Raw genomic sequence first — 26635 nt, 5'->3', positions numbered from 1 at the left:
TCCTGAAGCTAAATCTTTCCGTCCACCAGCCGCAGCAGTCCCGGATTGGAACGGGAAGCCTGTTTTGTGTCTGACGACTTTTGCGTCCAGGCTTTGCGGATGGAATCCGCCAGGGCATCGGTGTCGCTGTCGATGGGTGCTGGTGTGGGCGTGGTGGCCGGGAAGTGAAGCACTCTTACATTTGAACGACCGTTGGCACGGTAATTTTGGTTGCGCTCAGTTTTGGGCATAGGTTTCCTGTTATTCATTCAGAAACGTAGAGATTGTCTTTTCAGATCGAGTCAGGCGGCTTCTGTACTTTCCGGCTTGCTGGCTGTGCTCTCCGTTTTTTCATTTTCTCCGACGGAATTTTCTTTTCGAGGTTGCAGCGTTCTGGCCCCGGCATTCATTTCCAGCGTTGAACGCACCATGCTTCCGCTTAGTTTGAATCCGTTGCTTCTGAGCTGCTGAGCCCTGGCCTTAATCCGGTCCGATGTCACCTTCATGCCTGAATTCCTTTATGAGTCCCAGAGGTTATGAGTTATTTAGAAGGAACAAGAGACTTGCAATAAACAGTTAGAAGCAAATGCACAAAAAAGGATGTATTTCTAAGGTTAGTTGCCTTAATCCTACTCAGGTGAAAAGTCTGATTGCTTCCATTTTCCTTCTGCGTCATCTTGTGCGCATGTTTGAGAGATATCCCCGTCTTGTCCTGGTAGTTGTTTTGTCCCTGGCTGGCTGGTTGAGCGCCCAGGCTCCCACGCCTTCGCCCACGCCCGCGGATGAGTTCACCATTGTCGCTCTGCCGGATACTCAGTTCTATTCGTCTCTGAATCCCCAAATCTTTGCCGCGCAAACGCAGTGGATCGCCGATCACGTTCAGGACCAAAACATTCAATTGGTGGTGGGACTGGGAGATATCGTGGACAGCGGCGGTGACTTGACGCAATGGCAGAATGCGGATGCCGCAGTGCGCCTGTTGAGCGGCAAAGTGCCTTACATGATGGCGATCGGCAATCATGATTATGACCAGAACAATCCCGCAGGGCGCACCGCTTCCACCAAGAACTTCAATTCGTTCTTTGGCCCGGCCCGATACACGGGCGCAGCGTGGTACAAGGGCAGCTTTCCCGCCGGCAGCAATGAGAATTTTTACGGGGTGGTGACGGTCAACGGCCGCAATTACCTGATCATCGTGCTGGAATTTGCCGCCCGCGATTCATCGCTGGCCTGGGCGGACGGAATCCTGAAAGCCAATCAAGACAAAGACGCCCTCATCGTCACGCACATGTTCACCTACATGGATAACACGCGCATCTCGGGCTGCGACCTGAACAGCGCGGCCAGCTTCGGCGTGGGGCAGGACAATAACGGTGAAGATATGTGGTGGAAGCTGGTGCGCAAATATCCCAACATTCATCTGGTCTTAAGCGGCCATGTGGTGCAGGGAGACGGCACCGGCCGGCGCATGGATCTCGGCGTGAACGGCAACCTGGTCAACCAGATTCTTTCCGATTATCAGTCTGATCCGCTGGGCGGAGGCGGCTACTTGCGCATCATGAGGATCTCGCCGTCGCTCAATCGCGTGAGCGTCACGTCCTATTCTCCTTATCTCGATAGCTTCATGACAGACGACCACAATCAGTTCACCGTGCCGTATCACAATCCGGGAATCTCAACGGCGTCCGGTACGCTCTCCGGCAAGGCCAAAAGTGCTCTCGATTGCTCGCCCGCCGCAGGTGTCACGGTGGCTTATAGCGGCGGCTCAGCGGTGACTGATGTCAATGGCAACTTCACCATCCCTGCCAACGCACGCAAATCGCTGACAATCACGGCCGGCAAGCCGGGCTGGCTGAGCGATGCCCGCACCGGTACGTCAACGCTGAATGCCGTGGCGGAGCCAAGCCCGACCAAAATGTTTATCTCCACCGCGGGCCAGATCAGCGGACACGTACTGAACAACGGCGGAGTTCCTGTCGCCGGCGCCACGTTGACTTTTACCGGCGGCAAGCTGCGTCTGACCAAAACCGTTACAGCGGATGGCGCCGGAGCTTTCAGTTCGAGTTGGATCTCCGTGGGAAGTTATACGGTCACGATTTCAGCGCCGGGCTTTGCCAGCCTGAGCACAACCGCGACTGTGAATACGGGTCTGACCACTGCGCTGAATATCACAATGAAATAGCAATAAGGCCCCTGAGCCGCTCAGAAAGATTCGCCGACGGAGCCTTGTAATTTGCTCGGTTGCCGAACGTCTTTATGATGAGGGCTGAGTCGCCCGAAACTCATGGAGTCTCTTGCGCACCCGAAACGACGAGCAAGGAAACGTTATATCTTTCGTAAAGCCCTGCTCGCGGGCTTCATAGCCTATTTGGTTTTATCCATTCTGGCCGGCATCGCTATAGCGCATGTCAGCCTCAAACTCCATCGCCTTCCATTGCGCCATCGGCAAGCTGTTGCCATAACGGTTCAGGCTGATTTCGGCGCTGAATTGCAGGATGTGGCGATCACCGCTGCTGACGGCGTGGTGCTCAAGGGGTGGTTTGTCCATCCGCGTGACTACAACGGCAATGCGGTAATCCTGCTGCACGGAATTACTGACAATCGCGAAGGCGTGTCCGGATACGGAGAGCTGCTTCTGGAACACGGCTATGCGGTGTTGCTTCCGGATGCGCGCCGCCATGGTGAGAGTGGCGGTGAACTGGCCACCTATGGCGTGAAGGAATCCGACGATATTCATCGCTGGGTTTCCTGGATCTACACACACGATCCTCCACAATGCGTCTACGGATTCGGAGAGTCTTACGGCGCGGCGTTGATGCTGCAATCCCTGGCTGTGGAAAGCCGCTTTTGTGCCGTAGCAGGGGAGAGTACATTCTCAACCGCGCGTGAGATGAGCTTTGAACGCGTCTCCGGCCCGCTGCATATGGGCCCATGGTTCGGACGCACGCTGGGGCGTCCTGCAATTTGGTCGGCCGTTCTGTATGCGCGCATGCGATACGGCATCAATCTATTGCAGCCCAGCCCTTTGGAAGCAGTGGCGCACTCTACCGTTCCTGTGCTGTTGATTCATGGCGCCGATGACAGGAATATTACTCCGCGGCATTCTCAACTGATAGCCGCGGCTGCGTCCGGCCATACGGAACTCTGGCTGGTGCCTCACGCCAGCCATACCATGGCGTGGGCCGTCGCGCATCGTGAATTTGAGCGCCGTCTTCTGGGTTGGTTCACAACGCACCAGAGGGTGCAAGATAATGTTTCCAACTCTGCTGCCGTCACTTCTTTCTAAATTCGGGATTTCTCCCTTTTCTATTCACTTTATTGGATGTTTTTGAACATATTATTGTGCAATTTCCAAAAAATTTACAAATTCGGAACAGATTACACTCTTCTAATTTTTCCTGTGTTCCGGATAGTAAGCTGCGTCCCGGTTTTTTTACAGCTTGGATGCAAGCTCCTGGCTGTTGCACGAAGCAGGCTCGCTGAACGACTGAACACTTGAAAAACCCTGCACCACTTTAGTCGTCCTCACTTCTTTTGCAGTAGGTGTAAGGCAGCCTGCTGGAACCATTCACCAGTACCTGGCCAAGTTGCACAACATCTCAAAACAAGGTGGTACAAAATGAATCTAGTTCTATCGAAGCGGAAAGTTCTTGCAAGTGCATGTCTTCTGGCGGGATTGCTCGCCTTTCTTTCAGTCGGCGCAGCGGCGCAGATTCTCTCACCAAGCAAGCCCCCCGATTGGCCGCAATGGGGCCTCAATCCTCAGCACACGCTGTTTGACGGGGGGGTGGTAGGACAGCCCCTGAACCAGAACGCCGTCATCCTGCAATATGATTTCAACATTGCCGCGGAAAAAGCCGACCCCAACGCAGCCGGCACTCTTCTGGTGCATTATCAAGTGCCTTTGGTCGATGGCAATGACGTCTACATCGAGTCCAAGGACGGCACTTACAGCAACAGCACGTATAGCACGCAAAAATGGCACCAGAACAAATACACCTGGCAGGGCGGAACGCTGGTCAAACAATGGACTTTCAACACGGACTGGTTCGCCGCTGGATCTTCCAGCATGTTCTGGGAACCGGTGTATCACGCTGTATTGGCCAATGGAGTTCTTTATGATCCCGGCCAGGGCGGCACGATTTTCAAAATCAATAAATCCACTGGCGCGGTGATCAAGCGCATCAATCCTTTTGGCACCACCATCAATCCCAACACCTTCACGGCTTCCCCGATCAGCGCGGATTCAAGTGGAAACGTGTATTACAACGTTGTTCAGGTCACGCAAAACACCATAACCGGCTTCTTTAGCGATGACGTGGTCGGCTCCTGGCTGGTCAAGGTCACGCCCAGTGACGTTGTCACCAAGGTCAGCTATGCCACGCTGTTCTCACAGGCGCAGATCAAGGGTGAGGCGCCACCAGCGGCGAATGGCCGTTGCAACGTTTCATTCACCAATGCCCAGTTGCCCTGGCCGCCCCAGCCGAACGCCAATCCGCAGACGACTGCTTGCGGCAGCCAGCGCGCGGCATTGAACATTGCCCCGGCTATCGCCCCTGACGGGACCATTTACACCGTCAGTAAGGCCCATCTTGTTAGCCGCTACAACTATCTGGTGGCGGTCAACTCCAACATGACTGGCAAGTGGGCGGCGTCTATGCGCAATCGCCTCAATGACGGCTGTGGCGTGAGCTTCGCTATCGGCAATCCGGGAGGCGCAGGCGCTAACGGCGGATGCGCTGCCGGTGCGACCTTTGGCGTTGATCCGGCCACCAACGAACCGCCTCCGGCCCGCGTGCTGGACGATTCTTCGTCCACGCCCACAGTCGCGCCCGATGGCAGCATCTTCTACGGTGCTTACACGCTCTATAACTGGGCCCAGGGTCACATGATGCATTTCAGCGCGAACGGTGATTTTCTGAATGCCTTCAATTTCGGCTGGGACAACACGCCTGCAATCTATCCCCACGGCGGGACCTACTCAGTCGTTTTCAAGAACAATCACTACGGCGGGCCGGGATTCGGCGATTATTGCGACGATCCGAACTGGTGCCCGGACCGCTCAAACCCCAACGCTTCATTCCTGGGGCCGGAACAGTATTTCGTTTCGCAACTCAGTCCCAGCCTCAACCTTGAGTGGAGCTTCCAGAACACCAATACTCAGAGCTGCACCCGCAATCCAGATGGGACCATCAGCTGCCAGACTACCAATCCGAACGGCTTTGAATGGTGCGTGAACGCGGCTGTGGTTGACGCCAACGGCGTGGTCTATGCCAATAGTGAAGACGGCAACCTCTATGCCATTGGCCAAGGCGGCGGCTTAACTGGACATATCTTCCAGAACCTTGCCATTGGCGCGGCTTACACTCCCGCGTCCATGGACGGGAGCGGAAGAATTTACTCACAGAACGATGGATTCCTTTTTGTCGTAACCAAGTAAGTCCATCTCGTTTCCCGGGCATTCGTAAGTTCCCGGCGTTCGTCCTGAAAGTGAGGCCCGCTTCGGCGGGCCTCTTTTCGTGCACCACGGAATGGTAATTCTCTCAGGATGTTTTCTGTTTTGAGAAAGGTTTGCCAGAGAGTAATCGCTCTTCCACGATCCCGGTAATTTTTTTATGTACTTTGCCAATTGGATCGACAGCGTCCACCTGAACAACGCGTTGTGGATCACGCCTGGCGATGGTCATGTACGCCGCCAGCACGCGGTTATAGAACGCGCGGCTTTCTTTCTCAAAGCGGTTCTCATCATCCGCCATAGTTTTTGATTGCTCCACGTTTCTGCGGCGGGCGCGCGCGACCGTGCGGGCTACATCAGAGACCATCAGGATCGTCAGGTCGGGTTGGAGATCACGACACAAAATTTTATGCAGTTGCAGCACGACCTCGCTGCCAAGCTCGCGGCCGCCGCCTTGGTAAGCTTCACTGGAGTCGGTAAAGCGGTCGCATAGGACCCATTGACCGCGTTCAAGGGACGGCAAAATCTGTTCATCAATATGCTGTGCGCGGTCGGCAAACATCAGGCCGAGCTCCGCCAGCGGCGATAGACCTGCCGTGCGCGAACTGAGCAGGACAGCCCGCAGCTTTTCTCCCAGCGCGGTACCACCCGGCTCACGTGTGGTGATCAGGTCAATTTGGCGCTCGCGCAGATGCGCAGCCAGATTTTCCATCTGGGTGGACTTGCCCACGCCGTCAAGACCTTCAAAGGTGATAAATTTGCCGCGCTGTGGAAGAGGCACGATAGAGATTTAATCATAAATCAGGACACGGACAGCCTTTTCGCGGGACAATAAGAGGACCTTACTTATGCCGATCACGACCATCATTGAACCCTTCCGGATTAAAAGCGTTGAGCCGCTGCGCTGGACCACGCGTGAGCAGCGCGAGCGACTTCTTCGGGCAGCGAACTATAACCTCTTTCTTCTGGCCGCTGAAGACGTATTAATTGATTTGCTTACCGATTCCGGGACCGGCGCCATGTCCACGGAACAGTGGGCGGGCATTATGCGGGGTGATGAAAGCTACGCCGGCAGCCCAAGCTTTACCCGTTTCCGCGATTCGGTACAGAACATATTCGGCTACAAGCACGTGATCCCCACGCATCAGGGTCGCGCCGCGGAGCGAATCCTGTTCGGCGTAATGTGCAAGAATGGCGACGTGGTTCCTAACAACACACACTTTGATACCACGCGGGCCAATGTGGAGTTTGTGGGCGCTGAAGCTGTTGACCTGCCATGCGAGGAAAATCGGCTTCCGGAATCTGTGCATCCGTTTAAGGGCAACATGAATGTGGCCGCGCTGGAGCAGTTGATTGAGCGTGTGGGCCGGGAGCGTGTGCCCGTGGTAATGCTGACGATCACCAACAATTCCGGCGGCGGACAGCCCGTGTCGATGGAAAATGCCCGAGCGGTGAGCGCGCTGTGCCACAAGCACGGCATCCCGCTTTATTTTGACGCCTGCCGTTTCGCCGAGAACTCTTACTTCATCAAGCAGCGTGAAGCCGGATATGCGGACAAAACGCCGAAGGGGATCGCGCAGGAGATGTTTGCCCTGGGCGATGGCTGCACCATGTCCGCCAAGAAAGACGGCATGGCGAACATCGGCGGCTTTCTTTGCACCAATGATGACGCTCTGGCGCAGCAGGAAAAAGACCTCCTGATCCTGACCGAAGGATACCCGACCTATGGCGGGCTTGCGGGGCGCGACCTCGAGGCCGTGGGCATCGGTATCCAGGAAGCGCTGGACGAGGATTATCTGCGGTACCGCATCGCCTCCACGGCCTACCTGGGACGCCACATTTCCGAGCAGGGCGTGCCCATTGTGCAACCGCCGGGAGGACATGCGATCTATATCGACGCCCGCGCTTTTCTGCCCCACGTCCCGCCGGAACGATTTCCCGGAGTGGCGCTCGCCAATGAGCTTTATCTGGAAGGCGGCATCCGTTCAGTGGAAATTGGCACCCTCATGTTTCATGACAAGGCGCGCATGGACCTGGTACGGCTGGCCATTCCCCGGCGGGTTTACACGCAAAGCCACATTGATTATGTTGTGGAAGTGGTGCTTGATGTATGGAAACAGCGCCAGCAGATTCAGGGGCTGCAATTGATTTCCGGAGCGCCTTTCCTGCGGCACTTTACCGCCCGTCTAGCGCCTTTGGCGCATTCATAAAGGAGAACCTCATGCGACTTGGTGATGACATTGACGATCATTGCTCGCGCTGCAAACGCACCACTGACCACTCGATTGTTTCGATGATGGGAGAAGAAGTGCTGCAAACGCGCTGCCGCACCTGCAACAGCGAACACAAATATCGCGGCAATAAAAGCCGCAGCAAAGAGATGACGGCAAAAGAAGCGTTCGATAAAGTACTGGCCAGTGTTACCGGCGCTCAACCGGAAACGCCCGAGCCGCCCAAAGGCCGCAGGAAAAAATAGTATTCACTGCAAAGGACGCCAAGGACGCAAAGGGGACAAGGTATTTGGTACTTGGTATTTGGACTTGCCTGGAAGACCAATTTACTTTTGGATTGGCAATACAGTGACGGACTTGCAGCCAAATTCTAACTACCAGATACCTGCTTTCTTGGCGTCCTTGGCGGTGAATGGCTTTCTACTGCGACGGCGGACGGGGCGGTAATGGCGGCGGCTGCTTGGGTTTCCGCGGCGGCGCGGGAAACGGAGCTGCTCCTGCGGGAGAAGGTGATGGAATAGGCTTATTTATCGCAGGCAAAGGTACGTTGTCTTCCAGCTGGGGCCGCGGGAATTGCTGGCTCTCCGCTTTTTCTGCATAGAGACCGTCCGGCGACAAACCCATGATCTTTTCAATCTGCAACCGCCTCTGGACCTCCTTGTCATAAGGCGTGCCTTCAAGTTCAGCGCGCGTCATCTCCACCACAGTCAGGCTGTCGCGCGGTCCAAGGTAGAGCAGCGCATCGGCGGCTTCTTTGAGCTTCAGTTCCGTGAACGAAGGCTTCTTGATCTCTTTGCCTGACTCGTCTTTCATGTTGATGATCAAACTGTCAACTCCGCCGCTGGTCAGCGGATTCACCGGCAACTCTCCCAGCCAGCCGGTGGCCGGAGCAATAGCTGGTGCTTTCCAGGAATCGAAGCGGTGCTCTATGTCGTCATAACCGCCGATTGTGTTGGTTCCGGCTACGATCAGATAGGTTTTCGCTCCAGCCTGCCGCAGCTCAGGCTCGATCGTCGCCGTAACGATGGGACCAATCCGGTAGTTGCGCAGAAAGTGCGCTGAGCCCATGATCAGCAGCGCGCGGTGATGTCTTGCGATCACTTCATCCTTCACCACCTGCGCGTACCAGTCGTCGCGATGGGCCAGGTAAGGGTTGACGTCCTGCATGGTCTGGGCCTTGTCCCAGTCGATATAGGGATCACCACAAAGGACGCGCATCTGGTGCTTGGCGCGGCGCTTCATGTTGGCTTCACGCACAGCTTTGTATAGAGACGCATAAACCGGCGAGGCAAACCCGATCCCGCCTACGGTGTTACGCCACGCCCGCTGAACTTTCTCGATAGGGACATCCTGGCCGCTTACATATTCGTCCACCGATTTCTGGTAGAGCGAGTTGCCAAACTCCATCACGATATCGTCCACGTGGTTCGCGAAAGCAGGGGTGGCCACCAACTGCCGCAGCCATTCATACAGCTGCTTGTTGTCGTGAAATTCGCCCAGCATCACGATATCGTGCGTTTTAAAGGCGCGCACAATGGCCTGGGTCGCATTCTCTGGTCTGGGATTATCTTGGGCGACGGTGACGGTGCCGCAGAGAAAGACAAGCAGGATGGTGACGGAAAGAAAGCGGCGAAATCTGATTTGCAGCATCTTGGTTTGAGCCCTCCCGATTGTTCAGCAGCCATAGTATAGAACTCTTGTCCTTGCGTTCAGGGCCTTTTGCACTTTAACCTTGGTGCGTTTGCTAATGGAGAACTTCATGCTGATTGCCTTCAGGCGCATTACTCTAACCATTTTATTTTTCAGTGCTGTACTGGTCGCACAAAAACAAAAACCGCAGCCAGCCGCCAGTGTGCCGCCTGCGCAGCCGATCAAGCTATCGGTTGACGCAACACACGCTCCGGAAAAGATCCTGCATGCGCAGATGGAGATTGCGGTGGCCGCGGGTGACGTAAAACTTGTTTACCCTAAATGGATTCCTGGCGAGCATGGCCCCACTGGCCCGATCACCGATCTGACTGGCCTGGAGTTCTTCGCCGACGGAAAGCGGCTGACATGGCGGCGCGATTTGGATGAGATGTACACAATCCACGTCACGGTGCCGCAAGGCGTCAGCACGCTTGAGGCAAAGCTGGATTTGGTGATGCCTGCTCCTCCGGAAGGCTTCTCATCGGGAGCTTCGGCCACAACGCAACTCAACATGCTCAGTTGGAACCAGGTTGTTCTCTATGTTCCCGGAAAGCCTACAGACGATATCCCGATCGTTGCCTCGCTCAAGCTGCCTGCGGGCTGGAAGTATGGCACCGCATTGCCGGTGGCCGGTGAGAGCGGAGGGCAAATCAATTTTCAGCAGGTATCTCTGACCACGCTGGTGGACTCGCCGGTGCTGGCCGGAGCTCACTTCCGCCGCATTCCGCTCACGCCTGAAGGGCCGATCCAGCATTACATTGACGAAGTTGCTGATGGCGACGCAGCTTTGGATATGCCGCAGCAGACCATCGACGAGTACAAACGCCTGATCGCTGAAACTGGCGCACTCTACGGCGCGCGGCATTACCGCGACTATCATTTCCTGCTGACGCTCAGCGATCACACGGCGCACTTCGGTCTGGAACATCACGAATCAAGCGACGATCGTGTGGCCGAGCGGACGATGATCGATGACGATGCGCGCTGGCTTGCGGCCAGTTTGTTGCCGCACGAGATGACGCATTCCTGGAACGGCAAATATCGCCGTCCCAAAGGACTGGCAACGCCCGATTATCAGCTTCCGATGGAAGGCGATCTGCTCTGGGTGTATGAAGGACTCACGCAATATCTTGGCGATATTCTTGCGCCGCGTTCAGGCCTGTGGACCAAACAGCAATTCCTGGATGAAACTGCGGAAACCGCCGCTGCACTTGACCATACGCCAGGCCGTTCATGGCGTCCGCTGCAAGACACCGCCGATGCCGCGCAGCTCCTCTACGGCGCAGCGCCGGAGTTTGAAAGCTGGCGCCGCAGCGTGGACTACTATCCTGAGGGATTCCTGATCTGGCTGGAAGCCGACACAATTATCCGGCAGCAGACCAAAGGCCAGAAGTCGATGAACGATTTCTGCCGCATCTTCCACGGTGGCGGCAACACTCCACCCAAGGTGATTACTTACACGTTTGACGATGTGGTGAAAACGCTGAATGAAGTCACGCCATACGACTGGGCAAAATTCCTGCGCGATCGGCTGGACACTTACGGCCCTGGCGCTCCGCTGGGCGGCATCACCAATGGCGGCTGGAAGCTGGTGTATGACGACAATCCCAGCGAGTTCACCAAAGACATGGAAAAAGTCCGCGACGCCGTGGACGCTCGCTTCTCCATTGGACTTTCACTCGATGACAAGGGCGGTATTAAAGACGTGATCGCGGACAGTCCCGCGTGGAAGGCCGGGGTTGCGCCCGGAACCACGCTGGTGGCCGTGAATGGCAGAAAGTTCAACCCTGACATTCTGCGCGACGCGCTTAAAGCAGGGAAGGGAAATGGACCGAACCTGGAACTGCTGGTGATGAACGGCGATTATTACAAAACCTTCACACTCAACTATCACGACGGCGAAAAGTATGCTCACCTGGTGCGCGATGAATCAAAGCCGGACGTGCTGAGTGAGATTATCAAGCCGTTAGCGAAGTGAGTAGGCGGAGGTGGCAATAAGGGCTCGAGTTTTAGCGGCTAAAAGGAACAGCGGATCTGCCGATATCGACACGGCCCATCGAACTACTCGGTCCCTGTGTCAAGGGTCTTTTTGTCGGCAGAGGGCCTGCAGCTCAACTGGTGAGCAAACTCAACCAGCCGAAGGTTCAAGCCATTTTTGCTTGCACCCACAAACTTAAAGCAGGAGAGACAATAAGATTCACGCAAGAGAGGGTTCTGAACTGATCGAACATGCCAAAAACGCTCGGGCTCTTGCTTCATATTCAGAAACCGTAACGAATCCCACTATCAATATTAAGATGCTCCACATTACATGTGCAACCCAGTAATGCAAAACTGCCGGGTTTGTCCGGTCATCGACCATCAGTCGGCTGGATTTCCATCCAGCTTCTCTAATGACGACGTTATTTTGGGGATGCAGTGCCCGCATCGGATCCCGACTTGCTCTTTGCGTTCTTTTTGTGGTGCTTGCGCGTGTTCTTCTTGTGGGATTTGGTTTTAGATTGCGCCGTTGCAGGAATTTCAGCGCCGCTGCCTTGGCCGGTCCCCGTTCCTGGCACGTTGCCTGTGCCGGGCTGTCCTGTTCCGGGGCTGCTGGTTTGCCCGCCGCCGGCGTTGCTCGTGGCCTGAGAAAATGTCAAGGCGCTGCCAAGCAAAACCGTACACACCAAAATCCAGAATTTCTGCATGCTTTTCTCCTTCAAGGTTATTCGATGCATCCGGTGCGCCTGGCGTAAGGACGGTGTCACACCGAATGACGCAAAATTCGGTCTGCTGCTCTACTGGATTGGAGCTGAAGATTTGATGCCTGAATACCGAAATCAACGCTGAAAATCCTACCGTTGCGCACCAACCCCAGGTAGGGGGAATTCATCAACCTGAATTATGACAAGGCCAACACTGCTGGTGGCAGAGCCGGAACCAGGAGAGGCCCTTTCTGTAAGGAAGCTGCTTCTTGAGACTGCGAAATTTAACATTCTTACGGCACACAGTGGTCTGGAAGCCCAGGAGCTGTTTGAACGCTTTCCTAAACTCGATTTGGTCATAATTGTTTTCCGTCCATTTACGGCATTGCTCAACCTTGGGTAGAAGCTATCGCCAGGGCAGCGGGCGATCCGGAAGAATTAAGCGAGTAAAGTTGGGTGCGAGTTCCACCCGAAAGATCTTCTTTGATTTAAAGGTATTTACTTCGATCTGAGAACATCTCTCTCATATTTATTTTCAAATAAATTCGGGTTCAGCACCTGGAAAAACTCCGGAGACTTCTTGCAACTGAATGCGGTGGATGTTTAAACTAACGGAAACGGAAAGCAAAAGAGAAATTTGAATGTGTGTTTAAGCCAGGCCGATACGGCAGGGCTAGGGACAGTCAGAAAACTGGCAACTTCAAGCCTGATTTAGGCGCCACGCGCCTTCTGAAATAGCACAGTTGAAGCAAGCCCTTCGGACGAAATTCCGCTCCAGGACGCCTTGCAAAACTTAAATTATTTGCTCAAAGCAGAGCAATGGTTTCACTTTCTCTCTTATGGGATTTTCTAGGTTGAGGGGAAACGCTGTTCCATTTATCGGAGAGAAAAATATGAGTTCTCTAATCTTCGTTACGGCGTTATAAGATGTTTTTCTTTTTTGCGCGCGCCGCTCGTGTCCTTTGTCTTTGGAGCCGCAGGTGAATCCAGTTTATTCCGCTCAGGAGTTCCAACTTTCGGATGCCCAGTCGGGCATCTGGATCGCGCAGGCGATCGATCCCGCAAGTCCCGCCTTCAGTATTGCTGAGTATGTTGATATTCGCGGGCCTCTTCGTCCAGACCTTTTTGCATTGGCGTTGCGCCAGGTGGTGAATGAGTGCGATTGTTTGCGTTTACGCATTTTTTCGCGAGCCGAAGGGGCTCGACAGTCCATCGCGCCCTTCTCAGATTGGGACTTGCCCTTTATTGACCTCAGCTCGCAGGCCGGGCCGTTCGCAGCTGCAGATGCATGGATGCGCGAAGATCTTACGCGCCCCGTCCAGCCCAATCGGGATCCGCTGTTTTTTTATGCGTTGCTTCGTGTCGGCCTGGATCGCTTTTTTTGGTACGTACGTTATCACCACCTCTGCATGGATGGTTTTGGCGGCGCACTGATTGCCAAACGCGCGGCGGAAATATATTCCTCGCTTGCGCAGGCCCGCGCCGTTCCGCCGTGTACTTTCCAATCTTCTCTTGGTCTGCTTGATGAAGAAGAAAAATATCACCGCATTGGACGCAGCCGTGATCGCGAGTACTGGCTGGCAGCTCTCAGTGCCCGTCCCAATGCCGTTACGCTCTCCGGCAAACCGCCCGTAAGATCGCGTACCTTCATCCGCCATAGTGGTAGCTTGCCTGTGGAACTTACTGCGTCACTGGCTTCCATGGGAAGAACTCTCGGCGCCAGTCTGGCGCAGGTGATTGAGACCGCCGCCGCACTTTACCTCCATCGCCTCACCGGGGCGGAGGACGTAATTTTGGGATTACCCCTGACCGCCCGCGTTGGACGCAAGATGCGCAGTATTCCCGGCATGGTTTCAAACATTTTGCCGTTGCGCATTACTTTTGCCCACAGCGGGACCTTTGCCGATCTTGTAACGCAGGTGGTAAAGCGCAAGGCGGAAATAATACGCCACCAGCGCTATCGCGCTGACGATCTGCGGCGTGACCTTGGATTGCAACCATCTGATCCCGACATTTACGGCTTGCTCGTAAACGTGATGTCCTTTGATTACGATCTGAATTTCACCGGATGCGAGACCGCGACGCACAACTTGTCCAACGGTCCCGTCGATGAGTTTGCCATTGCTGTTTATGACCGCCAGGAAGGCTCCGATCTCCGCATTGATTTTGACGCTAATCCAGCGCACTACACGCTGGACGAGGTCGCAGCTCACCAGCAGAGATTCATTGCTCTATTGCATCAGTTAGTTTCCCCTGGGCTTCCGCTTCATGCCTACGGGCTCTTGCTGCCAGGCGAGCTGGACACGGTCGTTTCCAGCTTCAATGCCAATACGCATGCGGTTGCCGAAACCACCTTGCCGCAACTCATGGAAGCCCAGGTGGCCCGCACTCCTGATCTCACGGCTGTTGTGTTTGGAGAAAGCTTCTTGACCTACGCTGAGTTAAATGCCCGCGCCAACCGACTGGCTCGTCACCTTGTGGCAATGGAAATCGGCCCGGAAGCGCTGGTTGGCATTGCCCTTGAACGCTCGCTCGAACTGGTAATCGCAATTGTTGCCACCTTGAAATCCGGCGCGGCATATCTCCCACTTGATCCCGATTATCCGCAGGCGCGAATCGAGCATATGGTCAGGGATGCGGCGCCTCGCGTGGTGCTTACGAATCAGGCAACGCTGGCGCGACTCCCGCAGGTAAGCGATTGTGAATTCAAGAGCGTTGAGGAAGCGGAGTTCCAGCAATTGCTCCAAAGCCTGCCCACGCACAACCTGAGCGACGCAGAACGAACTTCCATTTTGCTGCCGCAGCATCCTGCGTATGCAATCTATACTTCCGGTTCTACCGGTACACCAAAGGGTGCCGTCAATACACATCAGGGAATCGTCAATCGCTTGCTCTGGATGCAGGCGCAGTACGGGCTCACTGCAGACGATCGTGTGCTGCAGAAAACCCCTTTCAGCTTTGACGTCTCCGTGTGGGAATTTCTCTGGCCCCTGATTCAAGGCTCGAGCCTCGTTTTGGCAAAGCCTGGCGGCCATAGAGACCCGGCATATCTGGCTTCACTCATCAACGAGCAACAAGTAACGACGGTGCACTTCGTCCCCTCCATGCTTAGCGTATTTCTGGAGGAGCCGCTCGCTGCTACTTGTAACAGTTTGCGTCGAGTGATCTGCAGCGGTGAGGCATTGCATGGCGACGTGCAAGAAAAGTTTGTCCGCGTGCTGAACGCGGCTCTCCACAATCTCTATGGCCCGACCGAAGCATCTGTGGATGTCACCTTCTGGGAATGTCTGCGAGAGGCGGAGGTATACAACATTCCTATCGGCAGGCCGATATGGAACACCCGAATGTATGTGCTCGATCGCTTTCTCCATCCTCTGCCGGTGGGAGTTGCAGGAGAGCTTTACATTGGGGGTATAGGCTTGGCGCGCGGCTACCTGAATCGGCCATCGCTGACGGCAGAGAGGTTCACTGCCGACCCTTTTTCAGCTTCGGGGTCGCGCATGTACCGCACTGGCGATCTGGCTCGCTGGCAGCGGGACGGGACCCTCGAGTTTCTTGGCCGTGCCGATCAGCAGGTGAAAATCCGCGGCTTCCGCATAGAGCTTGGGGAAATTGAAACTTCCCTTACGGCGCAGGCCGAGATCAACCAAGCAATCGTCATAGCGCGTGAGAATGGTGCTTCCGGCAAACAGCTCGTGGCCTATATCGTTCTTGCCGGCGAGAAGCCGTTTGATCTGCCGGATTTACACCGTCGTCTGGCAGAGCGGCTGCCCAGACACATGTTGCCCGCGGCGATAGTGGTGCTGCCGGCTCTGCCGCTTACGCCTAACGGCAAAATCGATCGCCGAGCTTTGCCGGCGCCGGAATGGCGCGGCAACAGCAATGCTCCTCCGCGCACACCGGAGGAAGAAATTCTCTGCCATATTTTTGGAGAAGTGCTGTCACTGGAACGCATTGGCATTCATGACAGCTTTTTCGATCTTGGCGGTCACTCGCTCACGGCGATGCAGCTTCTCAGCCGCATTCATGCAACATTCGGAATTGATCTGCCAGCACGCTCTCTCTTCGATTCGCCGACGGTTGCGCAACTGGCGATCCAGCTTGGCGCATTTGAAAAGGACAATTTACTCACAGGCCCTCAGCCTCGTCCGGAACGCTTGCCGGTTTCTTTCTCGCAACAGCGGCTCTGGTTTATTGATCAACTCGAAGGAAGCAGCGCGCAATACCACATCCCTGAGGCGCTGCGTATTCGCGGCGATTTGGATGTTACGGCTCTTGAATCTGCCGTGAATGCAATGATCGAGCGGCATGAGAGTTTGCGCACCTGCTTCGCGCAGATTGACGGCGAGCCCACGCAGATTATCTGCCCGCATCTGACGCTTGACGTCCCTTTGATTGACCTGACTGCGTTCGATTCGCAACAGCAGCAGAAAGAATTAAATGCCGCGCTGCATAAGGAGTGGGAGGAACCATTCGACCTTACACATGGAGCTCTGTTGCGCGCAAAGTTGATCAAGCTTTCAGCGCAGGAACATATTTTTCTCCGAACTTTTCATCACATTGTGGCTGACGGCTGGTCAGAAGAGATTTTTGATCGTGAGTTCGCGGAGATGTACGCGGCATTGCGCGAAGGACGCCGGCCCGCTCTTCCTCCGCTGCCGCTGCAGTACGCTGACTACGTTCTTTGGCAACGTAGCGCTGCCACAGAGCCCCGGCGGTCTGCTGCTTTGGAGTACTGGAGCAAACAATTACTCCAGGCGCCTGATCAATTGGACCTTCCACGTGACAGGCCTCGGCCGACGCGCCAGAGCTTTTCCGGCGAACTGTTGCACTTAACATTTCCTGAGGAACCGCTCTCCGCTCTGGAAAACCTCGCCCGCAGAAATGATTGCACTCTTTACATGGCCCTGGTTGCGGCCTTCTCCGTGCTGTTGCAGCGCTACAGTGGTCAGAACGATATCCTGATCGGAACTCCCGTTGCTAACCGCCCAGAACCGCGCCTGGAAAAAGTCATTGGATACTTTTCCAGTGCCATCGTCATGCGGATGCAACTCGATCCTGATCAAAGTTTTACCGACCTGCTGAAGCAGGCGCGCACAACGGCGTTGGATGCTTATCGTCACCAGGATGTTCCTTTTGAGCAACTGGCGCGCGAAGCTCAACACGGTCTCAATTACCCTCCGGTTTTCCAGGTCATGTTCGCGCTTCAGAATGCGCCGGCAAGCATGCATGCTCTGCCGGGACTTCAAGTTGAGCCTGTCATGGATGATCAACCGCGTGTTCGGCTTGATCTGGAACTGTATGCCTGGCAACGGGACAAGAGGCTTGAGCTCTGCTGGCTCTATAACCGTGATTTGTTTGATCGCTGGCGCATCGAGCAGATGGCTGGCGACTTTGGCCGATTGTTGGGGTCCGTGATCGCCGAGCCGAATGTGGCGCTGCATCGCTTGCAGATGATCTCTGCCGCCGATCGCCATCGCCTCTTGGTTGAGTGGAACCAGACGACGGTCGGTTATTCCCAAAAATCATGCGTTCACAATTTGTTTGAGGAGCAGGCTGCCAAAACACCTTTGGCGGTTGCCGCTGAACTGGCGGAGCAACGCGTGACCTATGGTGAGCTTGAGCATCATGCCAACCAGCTCGCGCACCATCTCGCAAAGCTGGGCGTGAGGCCAGATGTAAGAGTTGGGATTTGCATGGAGCGCAGTCTGGAATTGTTGGTAGCTCTTCTGGGCGTGCTAAAGGCGGGTGGCGCATATGTGCCTCTTGATCCTGCTTATCCTCAAGAGCGCCTTGCCTATATGTTGGAGGATTCTGACGCCGGCATACTGCTTATTCAAAGCACGTTGCTTTCAAACTTGCCCAACAGCCATGCCCGGGTGATCGCCCTTGATGCGGACTGGAACCGAATCGAGCAAGAGCCTCATCATCGCCCGCAGGTTGAGGTCCGTTCAGAAAATCTCGCCTACATAATCTATACATCGGGATCAACCGGACAGCCCAAAGGTGTTGCCGTGGAGCATCGGCAGGTTTGCAATCAGTTGTTCTGGGCTGGTGAAGCATTGTCGCTCACTGCGGCGGATTGCGTGTTGCAGAAAGCGTCCTTCAGTTTTGACGCTTCGATACTGGAAATCTTTCTGCCTTTGGCTTATGGATCGCGTATTGCTATTGCTGCGCCGGGAGGCGAGCGGGATACGGATTATCTGCTGCAACTTGCCATTGGGAAATCGGTCAGCTACGTCGACTTGGCTCCTTCTTTGCTGGACGCGCTGCTTGATCATCCGCGGATTCAGCAGTGGACGTCTCTTAGGATCATAAGCAGCGGAGCAGAAGCGCTGAAGCCCGAGCTCTCAGACATTTTTTACCAGAAGCTCTCCGCTAAACTCTGGAACACTTACGGCCCGACTGAAACCACAGTTCAGTCCACGTATGCGAAGAGTGTGCCGCAAGCGCGCACCGTTCCCATTGGCAAACCTGTCGCGAATACAAGTTTGTATGTGCTCGACGGTCGTCTTGATCCAGTGCCGGTAGGTGTAGCCGGAGAGTTGTACATCGGCGGCGCGGGAGTGACACGTGGTTACTGGAACCGCCCTGCACTCACCGCAGAAAAGTTTATTGCTGATCCGTTTGTGTCAGTGCCGGGAAAGCGGCTGTATCGAACCGGCGATCTGGTCCGGTGGTTGCCCGATGGCAATCTGGAATTCCTGGGGCGCGTTGACCATCAGGTAAAAATTCGCGGCTTCCGGATAGAGCTGGGCGAAATCGAAAGTGCGCTCAGATCTCACGACGGCGTTGCTGATGCCATTGTGACGGTGCAGGAGCGAGGCAGCGTGAGGCAACTCGCGGCGTATGTAATTGCCCGACAGTTTGACTCAGGACTGGAAACGGACCTCGCAGAAACTCTCCAGAAACATTTGCGTCGATCATTGCCAGCTTACATGGTACCTGGTGTTATCTCCGTCCTGTCAGCGTGGCCCCTGACGCCCAGCGGCAAAGTTGACCGCCGCGTTCTTTCATCTCTCAGCCAGAACGGTGGTGAGCAACAATTGCCACGGACACCGGAAGAAGAAGTGTTGTGCGCGGTGTTTGCAGATGTGTTGGGAGCAGAGCGGGTGGGCATTCACGACAACTTCTTTGAACTGGGCGGGCACTCGCTGCTCGCGGCGAAGCTGGTCAGCCGGGTGAGGGCCGCGCTGGGCAAAGAGGTGAGCATTCGGGCGCTGTTTGAATCGCCCACGGTAGCGGAGTTAGTCGAGCGCCTAGATGAAGACCGGCTCAGTGAAGACCAAACTGTGCGTCCCGCGCTGATCGCAAAGGTGCGGTCAGAGCGAGTGCCGTTGTCGTATGCGCAGCAGCGGTTGTGGTTTTTGTACCAGATGGAAGGAGCGGGAGCGACGTACAACATACCGCTGGCGTTGCGGCTGCAAGGTGATCTGAATACAACTGCGCTGGAGCAGGCGCTGGGGGATGTGGCGGAGAGGCATGAAGCATTGCGGACGGTGTTTCCGCAGGAAGAAGGAGTGCCGTACCAGAAGGTGCTGAGCGGGGAAGAGGCGCGGCCGGAAATCACATTGGAGAGTATCAAGGAATCGGAGCTGAGCGAGCGATTGAGGGAAGCGGCGGGAGTGGGAATGGAACTGGAGCTGGAGCTGCCGCTGCGGGCGTGGCTGTTCCGGCTGGCGGAAGGCGAGGGCCGTAGCTACGTGTTGTTGCTGGTGCTGCACCACATAGCGGGAGACGGATGGTCGCTCAATCCACTGGCGCGTGATCTGGAAGAGGCGTACCGGGCGCGAATCAAGAAGCAGGCGCCGGAGTGGGAGCCGCTGCCGGTGCAGTACGGAGATTACACGCTGTGGCAGCGGGAGCTGCTGGGGAGCGAGAGTGATCCGGAGAGTGTAATCAGCCGGCAGCTGGAGTACTGGAAGAAGGCGCTGGAGGGGATGCCGGAAGAGCTGGCGCTGCCCGCGGATCGAACGCGACCGGCGGTGATGAGCTATCGAGGGGGAACGGTGGCGCTGGAGCTGGATGCGGAGCTGCATCAGGGATTGCGAACTCTGGCGCGGAGAAGCGGAGCGAGTTTGTTCATGGTGCTGCAGGCGGGAGTGGCGGCATTGCTGTCGCGGCTGGGAGTGGGCGAAGACATTCCCATTGGGACGGTGGTGGCGGGACGGAGTGAAGCGGAGCTGGAAGAGCTGGTGGGATTCTTTGTGAACACGCTGGTGCTGCGGACCGATCTTTCTGGCGATCCAACATTTACCGAGCTGATCGAGCGGGTAAGGCGATTTGCGCTGGAGGCGTACAGCCATCAGGAAGTGCCGTTTGAGCGGTTGGTGGAGGCGGTGCAGCCGGCGCGCTCGCAATCCCGCCATCCTCTGTTTCAGGTGGTGCTGGTGCTGCAGAACGCGCCGGAAGCGAAGCTGGACCTGCCGGGAATGAACATTCAACAAGTTATTGTTTCCACTCATCAGGCTCAGTTCGATCTTGCTTTTACGTTGAATGAGACTTTTGATTCTGCCGGGAACGCAGTCGGCGTCGCGGGGACGCTGGAATATAGTTTTGATCTGTTCGATCCTCAAACGGCAGCCAATCTGGCCGCAGCGTTAGTCCATATGCTGCGCGAGATATCGAGGGAACCAAAAGTACGTTTGCGGCAGCTCGAGCCCTCCTTCGGTCTGCAAGATCAACAGTCACATGCGTCACAAGTGCCGAGTGAAGCGGTTACGCTATCAAATAAGCCAGCGGTGACGATAGCTGGCAGAATCGGCTCGCGCCCACGGCAGCGTGAAAACAAACGACTGCCGCGAACACCCAGGGAGCAGACGTTCTGCCGCCTGTTTGCAGAGCTGCTTTCGCTTGAGCAGGTGGGCGCCAATGAAAACTTCTTCCATCTGGGCGGAGATAGCATCCTTTCTATTCAACTTATCAGTAAGGGCAGAAAGATGGGACTCTTACTTTCTCCGCGAGACATCTTCCAACATCAGACGCCGGAAGCCCTGGCTCTTGCGGCACGAGCAGTCACGTCCGATCCAGCGACGACATCAATCGATGAAGATGGCACGCTACTGCCAACGCCGATCATCCAGGCACTCTTTGAGCAGGGTAGTGCGTTCAAACGGTTTCATCAATCTGTCTTGCTGCAGGTTCCGGCAGATTTACTGGAAGCAGACCTTGTTCGCTTGCTGCAGCTGCTGATCGATCAGCACGGGTCACTGCGACTTAGGCTAGGAGTGAATAACGATCTGCAGATTGCTCCGCGCGGCTGGGTGCAGGCTAGAGACTGCGTAACGATTGTACATTCCGCCAGCAGCACTGAATCAGGAAAGGCTGCGGCGCTCGCAGCAGAGCGCCATTTGGACCCTCAAGCGGGCCGAATGGTCCACGCCGTTTGGTTCAGGGGAAACAGCCGTCTGCTTTTGATGATCCATCACCTTGCCGTGGATGGAGTGTCATGGCGCATTCTGCTTTCTGATCTAGCTGCGGCATGGGGAGCCATGGTTCGTGGTGAAGCGCCAATGTTTGAGCCTGAAGCAACGCCATTTCGACGCTGGGCACAGTATCTCTCCGAGCGTGCAAACCATCAGTCTGTTCTATCCGAGCTTGATTATTGGAAGGGCGCGCTGTCCGGCGCACCACTGCTTCCCGGAAGATTGCTTGAACCCGCAAAGGACAACATTGCGAGCGCCGGAAATCTGCGTGTGAGTTTGCCGGTTGATTTAACCACCGCACTTCTTACTTCCGTGCTGGAAGCGTTTCATGCGCAGATCAATGACGTGCTGTTGACGGCCCTGGCACTTGCATCATTTCAATGGCGGCGGTTCTATAGCGCAACGAATGACAGGACGATGACAATTGATCTGGAAGGCCACGGTCGCGAACCTATGGATAGCGGGTTCGATCTCTCGCGGACCGTGGGCTGGTTCACCAGCGTCTTTCCTGTGCGTCTTGATCTTCAAGACACCAATTCCGATATCGACCTTCATGAATTCACTGCCCGCCGGTCCGGCCTTGGACGAGCCCTCAAGCTTATTAAAGATCAATTGCACGCCATTCCAAACCGGGGACTGCATTACGGATTGTTGCGCTATTTGAACTCTGAATCTGAGAGACATCTGTCTGCTCTGCCCACGCCGCAACTTGCCTTCAACTATCTCGGCAGGTTTGCCGCACAGGAAGGAGCACTGTGGCTGCCTACGGGGGATGATGCCGGTTTTGGCGGAGGTGCTGATCCGGAAATGCCGCTCCTTCACTTGGTAGAGATTGACGCGGTGGTCGCCGATGGATCTGAAGGGTCGCGGCTTACAGCGAACTTCAACTGGGCCAAAAACCATCTGGAAGAATCTGCCGTTCGCGAGCTGGCGGTGTTGTGGCAGCGCGCGCTGGAGTCCATCGTGCATTACGCTGGACAACGCGGCAACGGCGGGCACAGCGCTTCAGATTTTCCTCTGGTCTCTCTGTCGCTTGGGCAGGTTGAACAGATTGAAGCTGCGTTGCCGTCTATTGTTGACATCCTTCCGCTTTCGCCGCTGCAGGAAGGGTTGCTCTTTCACTCGTTGTACGCGACCGGCGAAGACGTATACACCGTCCAAACCAATCTTGAATTTGAAGGAGAAATATTTCCCGGGCAACTAAAGCAGGCAATCGAAGTCCTGCTTGTGCGATATCCCAACCTGCGGGTTTCTATTTATCGCGAAGGTCTGGAGCAGCCTGTACAGGTAGTCCCTGCCGCAGTCGATCTTCCCTGGCGCCAAGTGGATCTTTCGATGCTGGACAAGGAGGCCCAGGGCCTGCGCTGCGCTGAGATCGTCTCTGCCGAAAGACGTAAAGGTTTCATATTCTCTTCAGGTCCGCTACTGCGTTTTGTACTGGTACGGCTGGCTCCTGAACGTCATGTGCTGGTGTTCACCAATCATCACTTGATTCTGGATGGCTGGTCAACGCCCGTATTGATTGGAGAAATGCTGGAGCTTTACAGCAATGGCATTAATCTTGATGCATTGCCCCGTGTACGGCCCTATACCGATTATCTGGCATGGTTGAAGACGCAGGACCATTCCGCAGCCCTTGCGGTATGGAAGAACTACCTGGGTGAGTTAGAGAGTCCCACCATCATGGCGTCGCAGCTTCAAGACGCTAGACAGGCTGAGACGCTGATTCCCGCTTCCTGGCGGCATGATCTCTCACTGGAACTCACAGCTGCGCTCAATGCAAAGGCCCGCGAGCGTGGCTTGACTCTAAATACAGTCTTGCAGGGACTTTGGGCGGTGCTGCTGGCGCGCCTGAGTAATCGCAACGATGTCGTATTCGGCATCACGGTATCGGGGCGGTCGCCGGAGTTGGCTGGAATCGAGCAGATGGTGGGACTGTTCATTAATACAGTTCCGTTGCGCGTTCGAATGCAGCCTGGCGAATGCTTCGTTGACGTTCTGGCGAGAATTCAAAAAAGTCAATCGGAGACGCTCAATGTCTATCATCTGGGGTTGAGCGAAATCCAACACGAATCCGGATTCGAACAACTGTTTGACACGATCTTTGTCTTTGAGAATTATCCGCTCGATCGTTCTCTTCTGGAACGCTCATTCGGTGGGCTGCGAATCTCGGACGTCGAGATGCGGGATGGGGCGCACTATCCGCTGGCGTTGATGATCGCCCCAGATGACCGTCTGCATGTCCGTCTTGACTATGATCCGGCGCGATTTACAGCTGAAGATGCCGGGAAGATTGCCTCGCGCTTCATCCGGTTGCTGGAATCCGCTGCGACCCGGCCTGACGCTCCATGGCACCAGCTTGACTTGTTTATGGATGGCGAACGCCGCGCTGTGCTGGACGAATTCAACAACACGTTGCTGCCGCTTCCCAGTACCACCATGGCAGAGATTTTTGAAAAGAGTGCTGCGCATGCGCCGCAGTCAATCGCAATCGTGCAAGGCGAGTTCTCAATGAGTTATGGCGAACTGAACCGCCACGCCAATCGCCTTGCTCATTGCTTGATAGAAAAAGGCATCGGCCCGGAATCTTTGGTTGGTGTTTCCATAGATCGTTCGGCTGACATGGTGGCGGCCATCATTGCCATCTGGAAAGCAGGCGCCGCTTACCTTCCGCTCGATTCCGAGTACCCTCGCGCGCGTCTCGAACACATGTTGAAAGACGCTATGCCAAAGCTGGTGCTTACGGAGTCCAAACTGCAACTTCGATTGCCGCAAATAGCGGGAGTTGAGTTTTTTGCTCTTGATGCTCCGGAAGTCGCCGCGGCCATGAAGCGCGCATCTGAGCGTAATACCAATCGGCCGGTTCTGCCCCAGCATCCGGCCTATGTGATCTATACCTCGGGATCGACTGGTATTCCCAAAGGAGTGGTTGTTACACATCAGGGCATTCCTTCATTGGCCGCCAGTCAGGCAGAACGGCTCAAGCTGACAGAACAGTCACGCATCCTGCAATTTGCTTCGCTGAATTTCGATGCTTCCTTTTGGGAATGCCTGATGGCCTTGAGTACTGGCGCCACGTTAGTCCTGCCGGAACAACAGCGCGAAGGAGCGGCATTGTATGAGCTTCTTGTCTCGCAGAAAGTTACCCATGCCTTATTACCCGTTCCCGTGCTCGCGAGCCTGGAAGAATTTGATACGTTGCCATTGCAATGCTTGATGAATGGTGGTGAGGCCCTGAGCGGAGGGGCAGTCACGCGCTGGTCAGCGGGACTGCGCATGATCAATGCCTATGGACCTACGGAAACTACAGTTTGCGCGACCATTGGCTTGCCGTTGTCAGGCTCTGCCAATCCACCGATTGGTTCTCCGATTTGCAACACGCGTGTGTATGTGCTCGATAGCAATCTGGAACCTGTGCCTTTTGGGGTCGCCGGGGAGTTGTACATTTCCGGCGCCGGTCTGGCCCGGGGATATTTGAACCGTCCCGCATTAGCGGCGGAGCGCTTTATTGCTAACCCATATGCAATTGATCCGGGCGCGCGCATGTATCGCACCGGCGATCTGGGGCGTTGGCGCGAGGACGGAATGCTCGATTTTGTTGGCCGCGCCGACGAGCAGATAAAGATTCGCGGGTTCCGTATTGAGCTGGGTGAGATCGAATCTGCGCTACGTTCACTGCCGGAAATTGCAGAGGCCGCAGTGGCGCTGAAAGAAGATGCCTCATCTGGGAGACAACTTGTTGCTTATCTGGTACCGAGTAATGGAGCCCTGCCCGAACATTCGGCGCTGCGCCGCAGGCTAAATGAACGGCTGCCTGCGCATATGCTGCCTTCGGATTTTATGCCGATTGAAAAATTACCGCGTTCTCCCAACGGCAAAATTAACCGGGCCGCTCTTCCTGTTTGGGCGCGGCAGTCGAGCAACATACGTGCGCCACGGTCCCAGGAAGAAACTGCGTTATGTGCAATGTTTGCTGAGGTATTGCGCCGAGGACAGGTAGGCGTAGAAGACGATTTTTTCGCGCTTGGTGGCGACTCTTTGTCAGCCATGCGCCTGGTGGGACGTGTCTGTAGTGCCTTCGGCGTTGCGCTTTCTTTGCGCGATTTTTATTCCGCAAGCACTGTAGGTGGCCTGGCCAATTTGATCCAAGCCATCCAGTTTACCGCCGCGCCTATGCAAGCAGGCGAGGCGTCTCTGGATGAGGAAGTTTTTGAAGAAGAGGAAATATGAGTTGTGCTGAACTGCTGCTTGAGCTGAGAAACCTTGGCGCGCGCGTCTGGCTGGAAGATGATCGCTTGCGCGTGGCTGCGCCACAGGGAGCGCTCACAAATGAAATCCGTCGTGAACTCAAAGATCGCCGCAGTGAACTGCTGGATTGGCTGAAAAGACAGGGCTCCTCCAACATACCGCTGGCGCTTCGGTTGCAAGGCGAGCTGAATACAACTGCATTGGAGCAGGCGCTGGGGGATGTGGCGGAGAGGCATGAGGCATTGCGGACGGTGTTTCCGCAGGAAGAGGGAGTGCCGTACCAGAAGGTGTTGAGCGGGGAAGAAGCGCGGCCGCGGCTGACGATCGAGACGATCAGGGAATCGGAGCTGAAGCAGCGATTAGAGGAAGCGGCGGGAGTGGGGATGGAACTGGAGCGGGAGCTGCCGCTGCGGGCGTGGCTGTTCCGGCTGACGGAAGGCGAGGGCCATAGCTATGTGCTGCTGCTGGTGCTGCACCACATAGCGGGAGACGGGTGGTCGCTGAATCCGCTGGCGCGTGATCTGGAAGAGGCGTATGGGGCGCGAATCAAGAATCAGACGCCGAAGTGGGAGCCATTGCCGGTGCAGTACGGAGACTACACACTGTGGCAGCGGGAACTGCTGGGCGACGAAGGTGATGAGCAAAGCCTGATCAGCCGGCAGCTGGAGTACTGGAAGAAGGCGCTGGAAGGAATGCCGGAAGAGCTGGCGCTGCCCACGGATCGAACGCGACCGGCGGTGATGAGCTATCGCGGAGGAACGGTGGCGCTGGAGCTGGACGCGGAGCTGCATCAGGGATTGCGAACTCTGGCGCGAAGAAGCGGAGCGAGTTTGTTCATGGTGCTGCAGGCGGGAGTGGCGGCATTGCTGTCGCGGCTGGGAGGGGGCGAAGACATTCCCATTGGGACGGTGGTGGCGGGACGGA

14 protein-coding genes are annotated in these 26635 nt (G+C 55.7%); 9 read left to right on the top strand and 5 right to left on the bottom strand.

The window, feature by feature from the left end; genetic code table 11:
• Positions 1–8 precede the first annotated feature (8 nt).
• Together LAO76_27110 and LAO76_27105 are read right to left on the bottom strand one after the other, a co-directional pair.
• Positions 9–230, bottom strand: a complete 222-nt coding sequence (locus tag LAO76_27110) for a hypothetical protein (GenBank protein ID MBZ5494612.1) — start codon at positions 228–230, stop codon at positions 9–11.
• 51 nt (positions 231–281) lie between these two features.
• Positions 282–485, bottom strand: coding sequence for a hypothetical protein (locus LAO76_27105; protein MBZ5494611.1), 204 nt, complete (start codon positions 483–485; stop codon positions 282–284).
• 131 nt (positions 486–616) lie between these two features.
• On the opposite strand from LAO76_27105, the gene LAO76_27100 reads away from it, so the two are divergent.
• The 3 genes from LAO76_27100 (at position 617) to LAO76_27090 (ending at position 5419) form a co-directional block, all read left to right on the top strand.
• Positions 617–2161 (top strand): carboxypeptidase regulatory-like domain-containing protein, encoded by a 1545-nt coding sequence (locus LAO76_27100; protein MBZ5494610.1) that lies wholly within the window; start codon positions 617–619, stop codon positions 2159–2161.
• 186 nt (positions 2162–2347) lie between these two features.
• Positions 2348–3265 (top strand): alpha/beta fold hydrolase, encoded by a 918-nt coding sequence (locus LAO76_27095; GenBank protein ID MBZ5494609.1) that lies wholly within the window; start codon positions 2348–2350, stop codon positions 3263–3265.
• 333 nt (positions 3266–3598) lie between these two features.
• Positions 3599–5419 (top strand): hypothetical protein, encoded by a 1821-nt coding sequence (locus LAO76_27090; GenBank protein MBZ5494608.1) that lies wholly within the window; start codon positions 3599–3601, stop codon positions 5417–5419.
• 103 nt (positions 5420–5522) lie between these two features.
• Here the strand turns inward: LAO76_27090 and tmk are convergent, their stop codons facing one another.
• Positions 5523–6215, bottom strand: coding sequence for a dTMP kinase (gene tmk / locus LAO76_27085; protein ID MBZ5494607.1), 693 nt, complete (start codon positions 6213–6215; stop codon positions 5523–5525).
• Between the two features lie 67 nt (positions 6216–6282).
• On the opposite strand from tmk, the gene LAO76_27080 reads away from it, so the two are divergent.
• Together LAO76_27080 and LAO76_27075 are read left to right on the top strand one after the other, a co-directional pair.
• The gene (locus tag LAO76_27080; GenBank protein MBZ5494606.1) at positions 6283–7644 is read left to right on the top strand and encodes a tryptophanase; all 1362 of its coding nucleotides are present in this window, start codon (positions 6283–6285) and stop codon (positions 7642–7644) included.
• An 11-nt stretch (positions 7645–7655) separates the two neighbouring features.
• The gene (locus LAO76_27075) at positions 7656–7910 is read left to right on the top strand and encodes a hypothetical protein (protein ID MBZ5494605.1); all 255 of its coding nucleotides are present in this window, start codon (positions 7656–7658) and stop codon (positions 7908–7910) included.
• 175 nt (positions 7911–8085) lie between these two features.
• On the opposite strand, the gene LAO76_27070 is transcribed toward LAO76_27075, so the two are convergent.
• Positions 8086–9315 (bottom strand): hypothetical protein, encoded by a 1230-nt coding sequence (locus LAO76_27070; GenBank protein ID MBZ5494604.1) that lies wholly within the window; start codon positions 9313–9315, stop codon positions 8086–8088.
• A 109-nt stretch (positions 9316–9424) separates the two neighbouring features.
• On the opposite strand from LAO76_27070, the gene LAO76_27065 reads away from it, so the two are divergent.
• Positions 9425–11332 carry a M61 family peptidase gene (locus tag LAO76_27065; protein MBZ5494603.1) on the top strand — a complete coding sequence of 636 codons (1908 nt, stop codon included), beginning with the start codon at positions 9425–9427 and terminating at the stop codon, positions 11330–11332.
• Positions 11333–11756: 424 nt separating this feature from the next.
• Here the strand turns inward: LAO76_27065 and LAO76_27060 are convergent, their stop codons facing one another.
• Positions 11757–12041, bottom strand: coding sequence for a hypothetical protein (locus tag LAO76_27060; protein ID MBZ5494602.1), 285 nt, complete (start codon positions 12039–12041; stop codon positions 11757–11759).
• A gap of 196 nt (positions 12042–12237) precedes the next feature.
• Here LAO76_27060 and LAO76_27055 point away from each other — a divergent pair, with 196 nt between their 5' ends.
• The 3 genes from LAO76_27055 to LAO76_27045 form a co-directional block, all read left to right on the top strand.
• Complete coding sequence (locus LAO76_27055) at positions 12238–12441, top strand: hypothetical protein (protein MBZ5494601.1); 204 nt, start codon at positions 12238–12240, stop codon at positions 12439–12441.
• A gap of 577 nt (positions 12442–13018) precedes the next feature.
• Positions 13019–25693, top strand: a complete 12675-nt coding sequence (locus LAO76_27050) for an amino acid adenylation domain-containing protein (protein MBZ5494600.1) — start codon at positions 13019–13021, stop codon at positions 25691–25693.
• On the top strand, positions 25690–26635 hold a 946-nt coding region (locus LAO76_27045; GenBank protein MBZ5494599.1), incomplete at its 3' end, for a hypothetical protein. The genes LAO76_27050 and LAO76_27045, both read left to right, overlap by 4 nt.

Source organism: Terriglobia bacterium (assembly GCA_020072645.1).
Taxonomy (GTDB): domain Bacteria; phylum Acidobacteriota; class Terriglobia; order Terriglobales; family Acidobacteriaceae; genus Angelobacter.
This window is presented reverse-complemented; position numbering and strand designations above follow the sequence as displayed.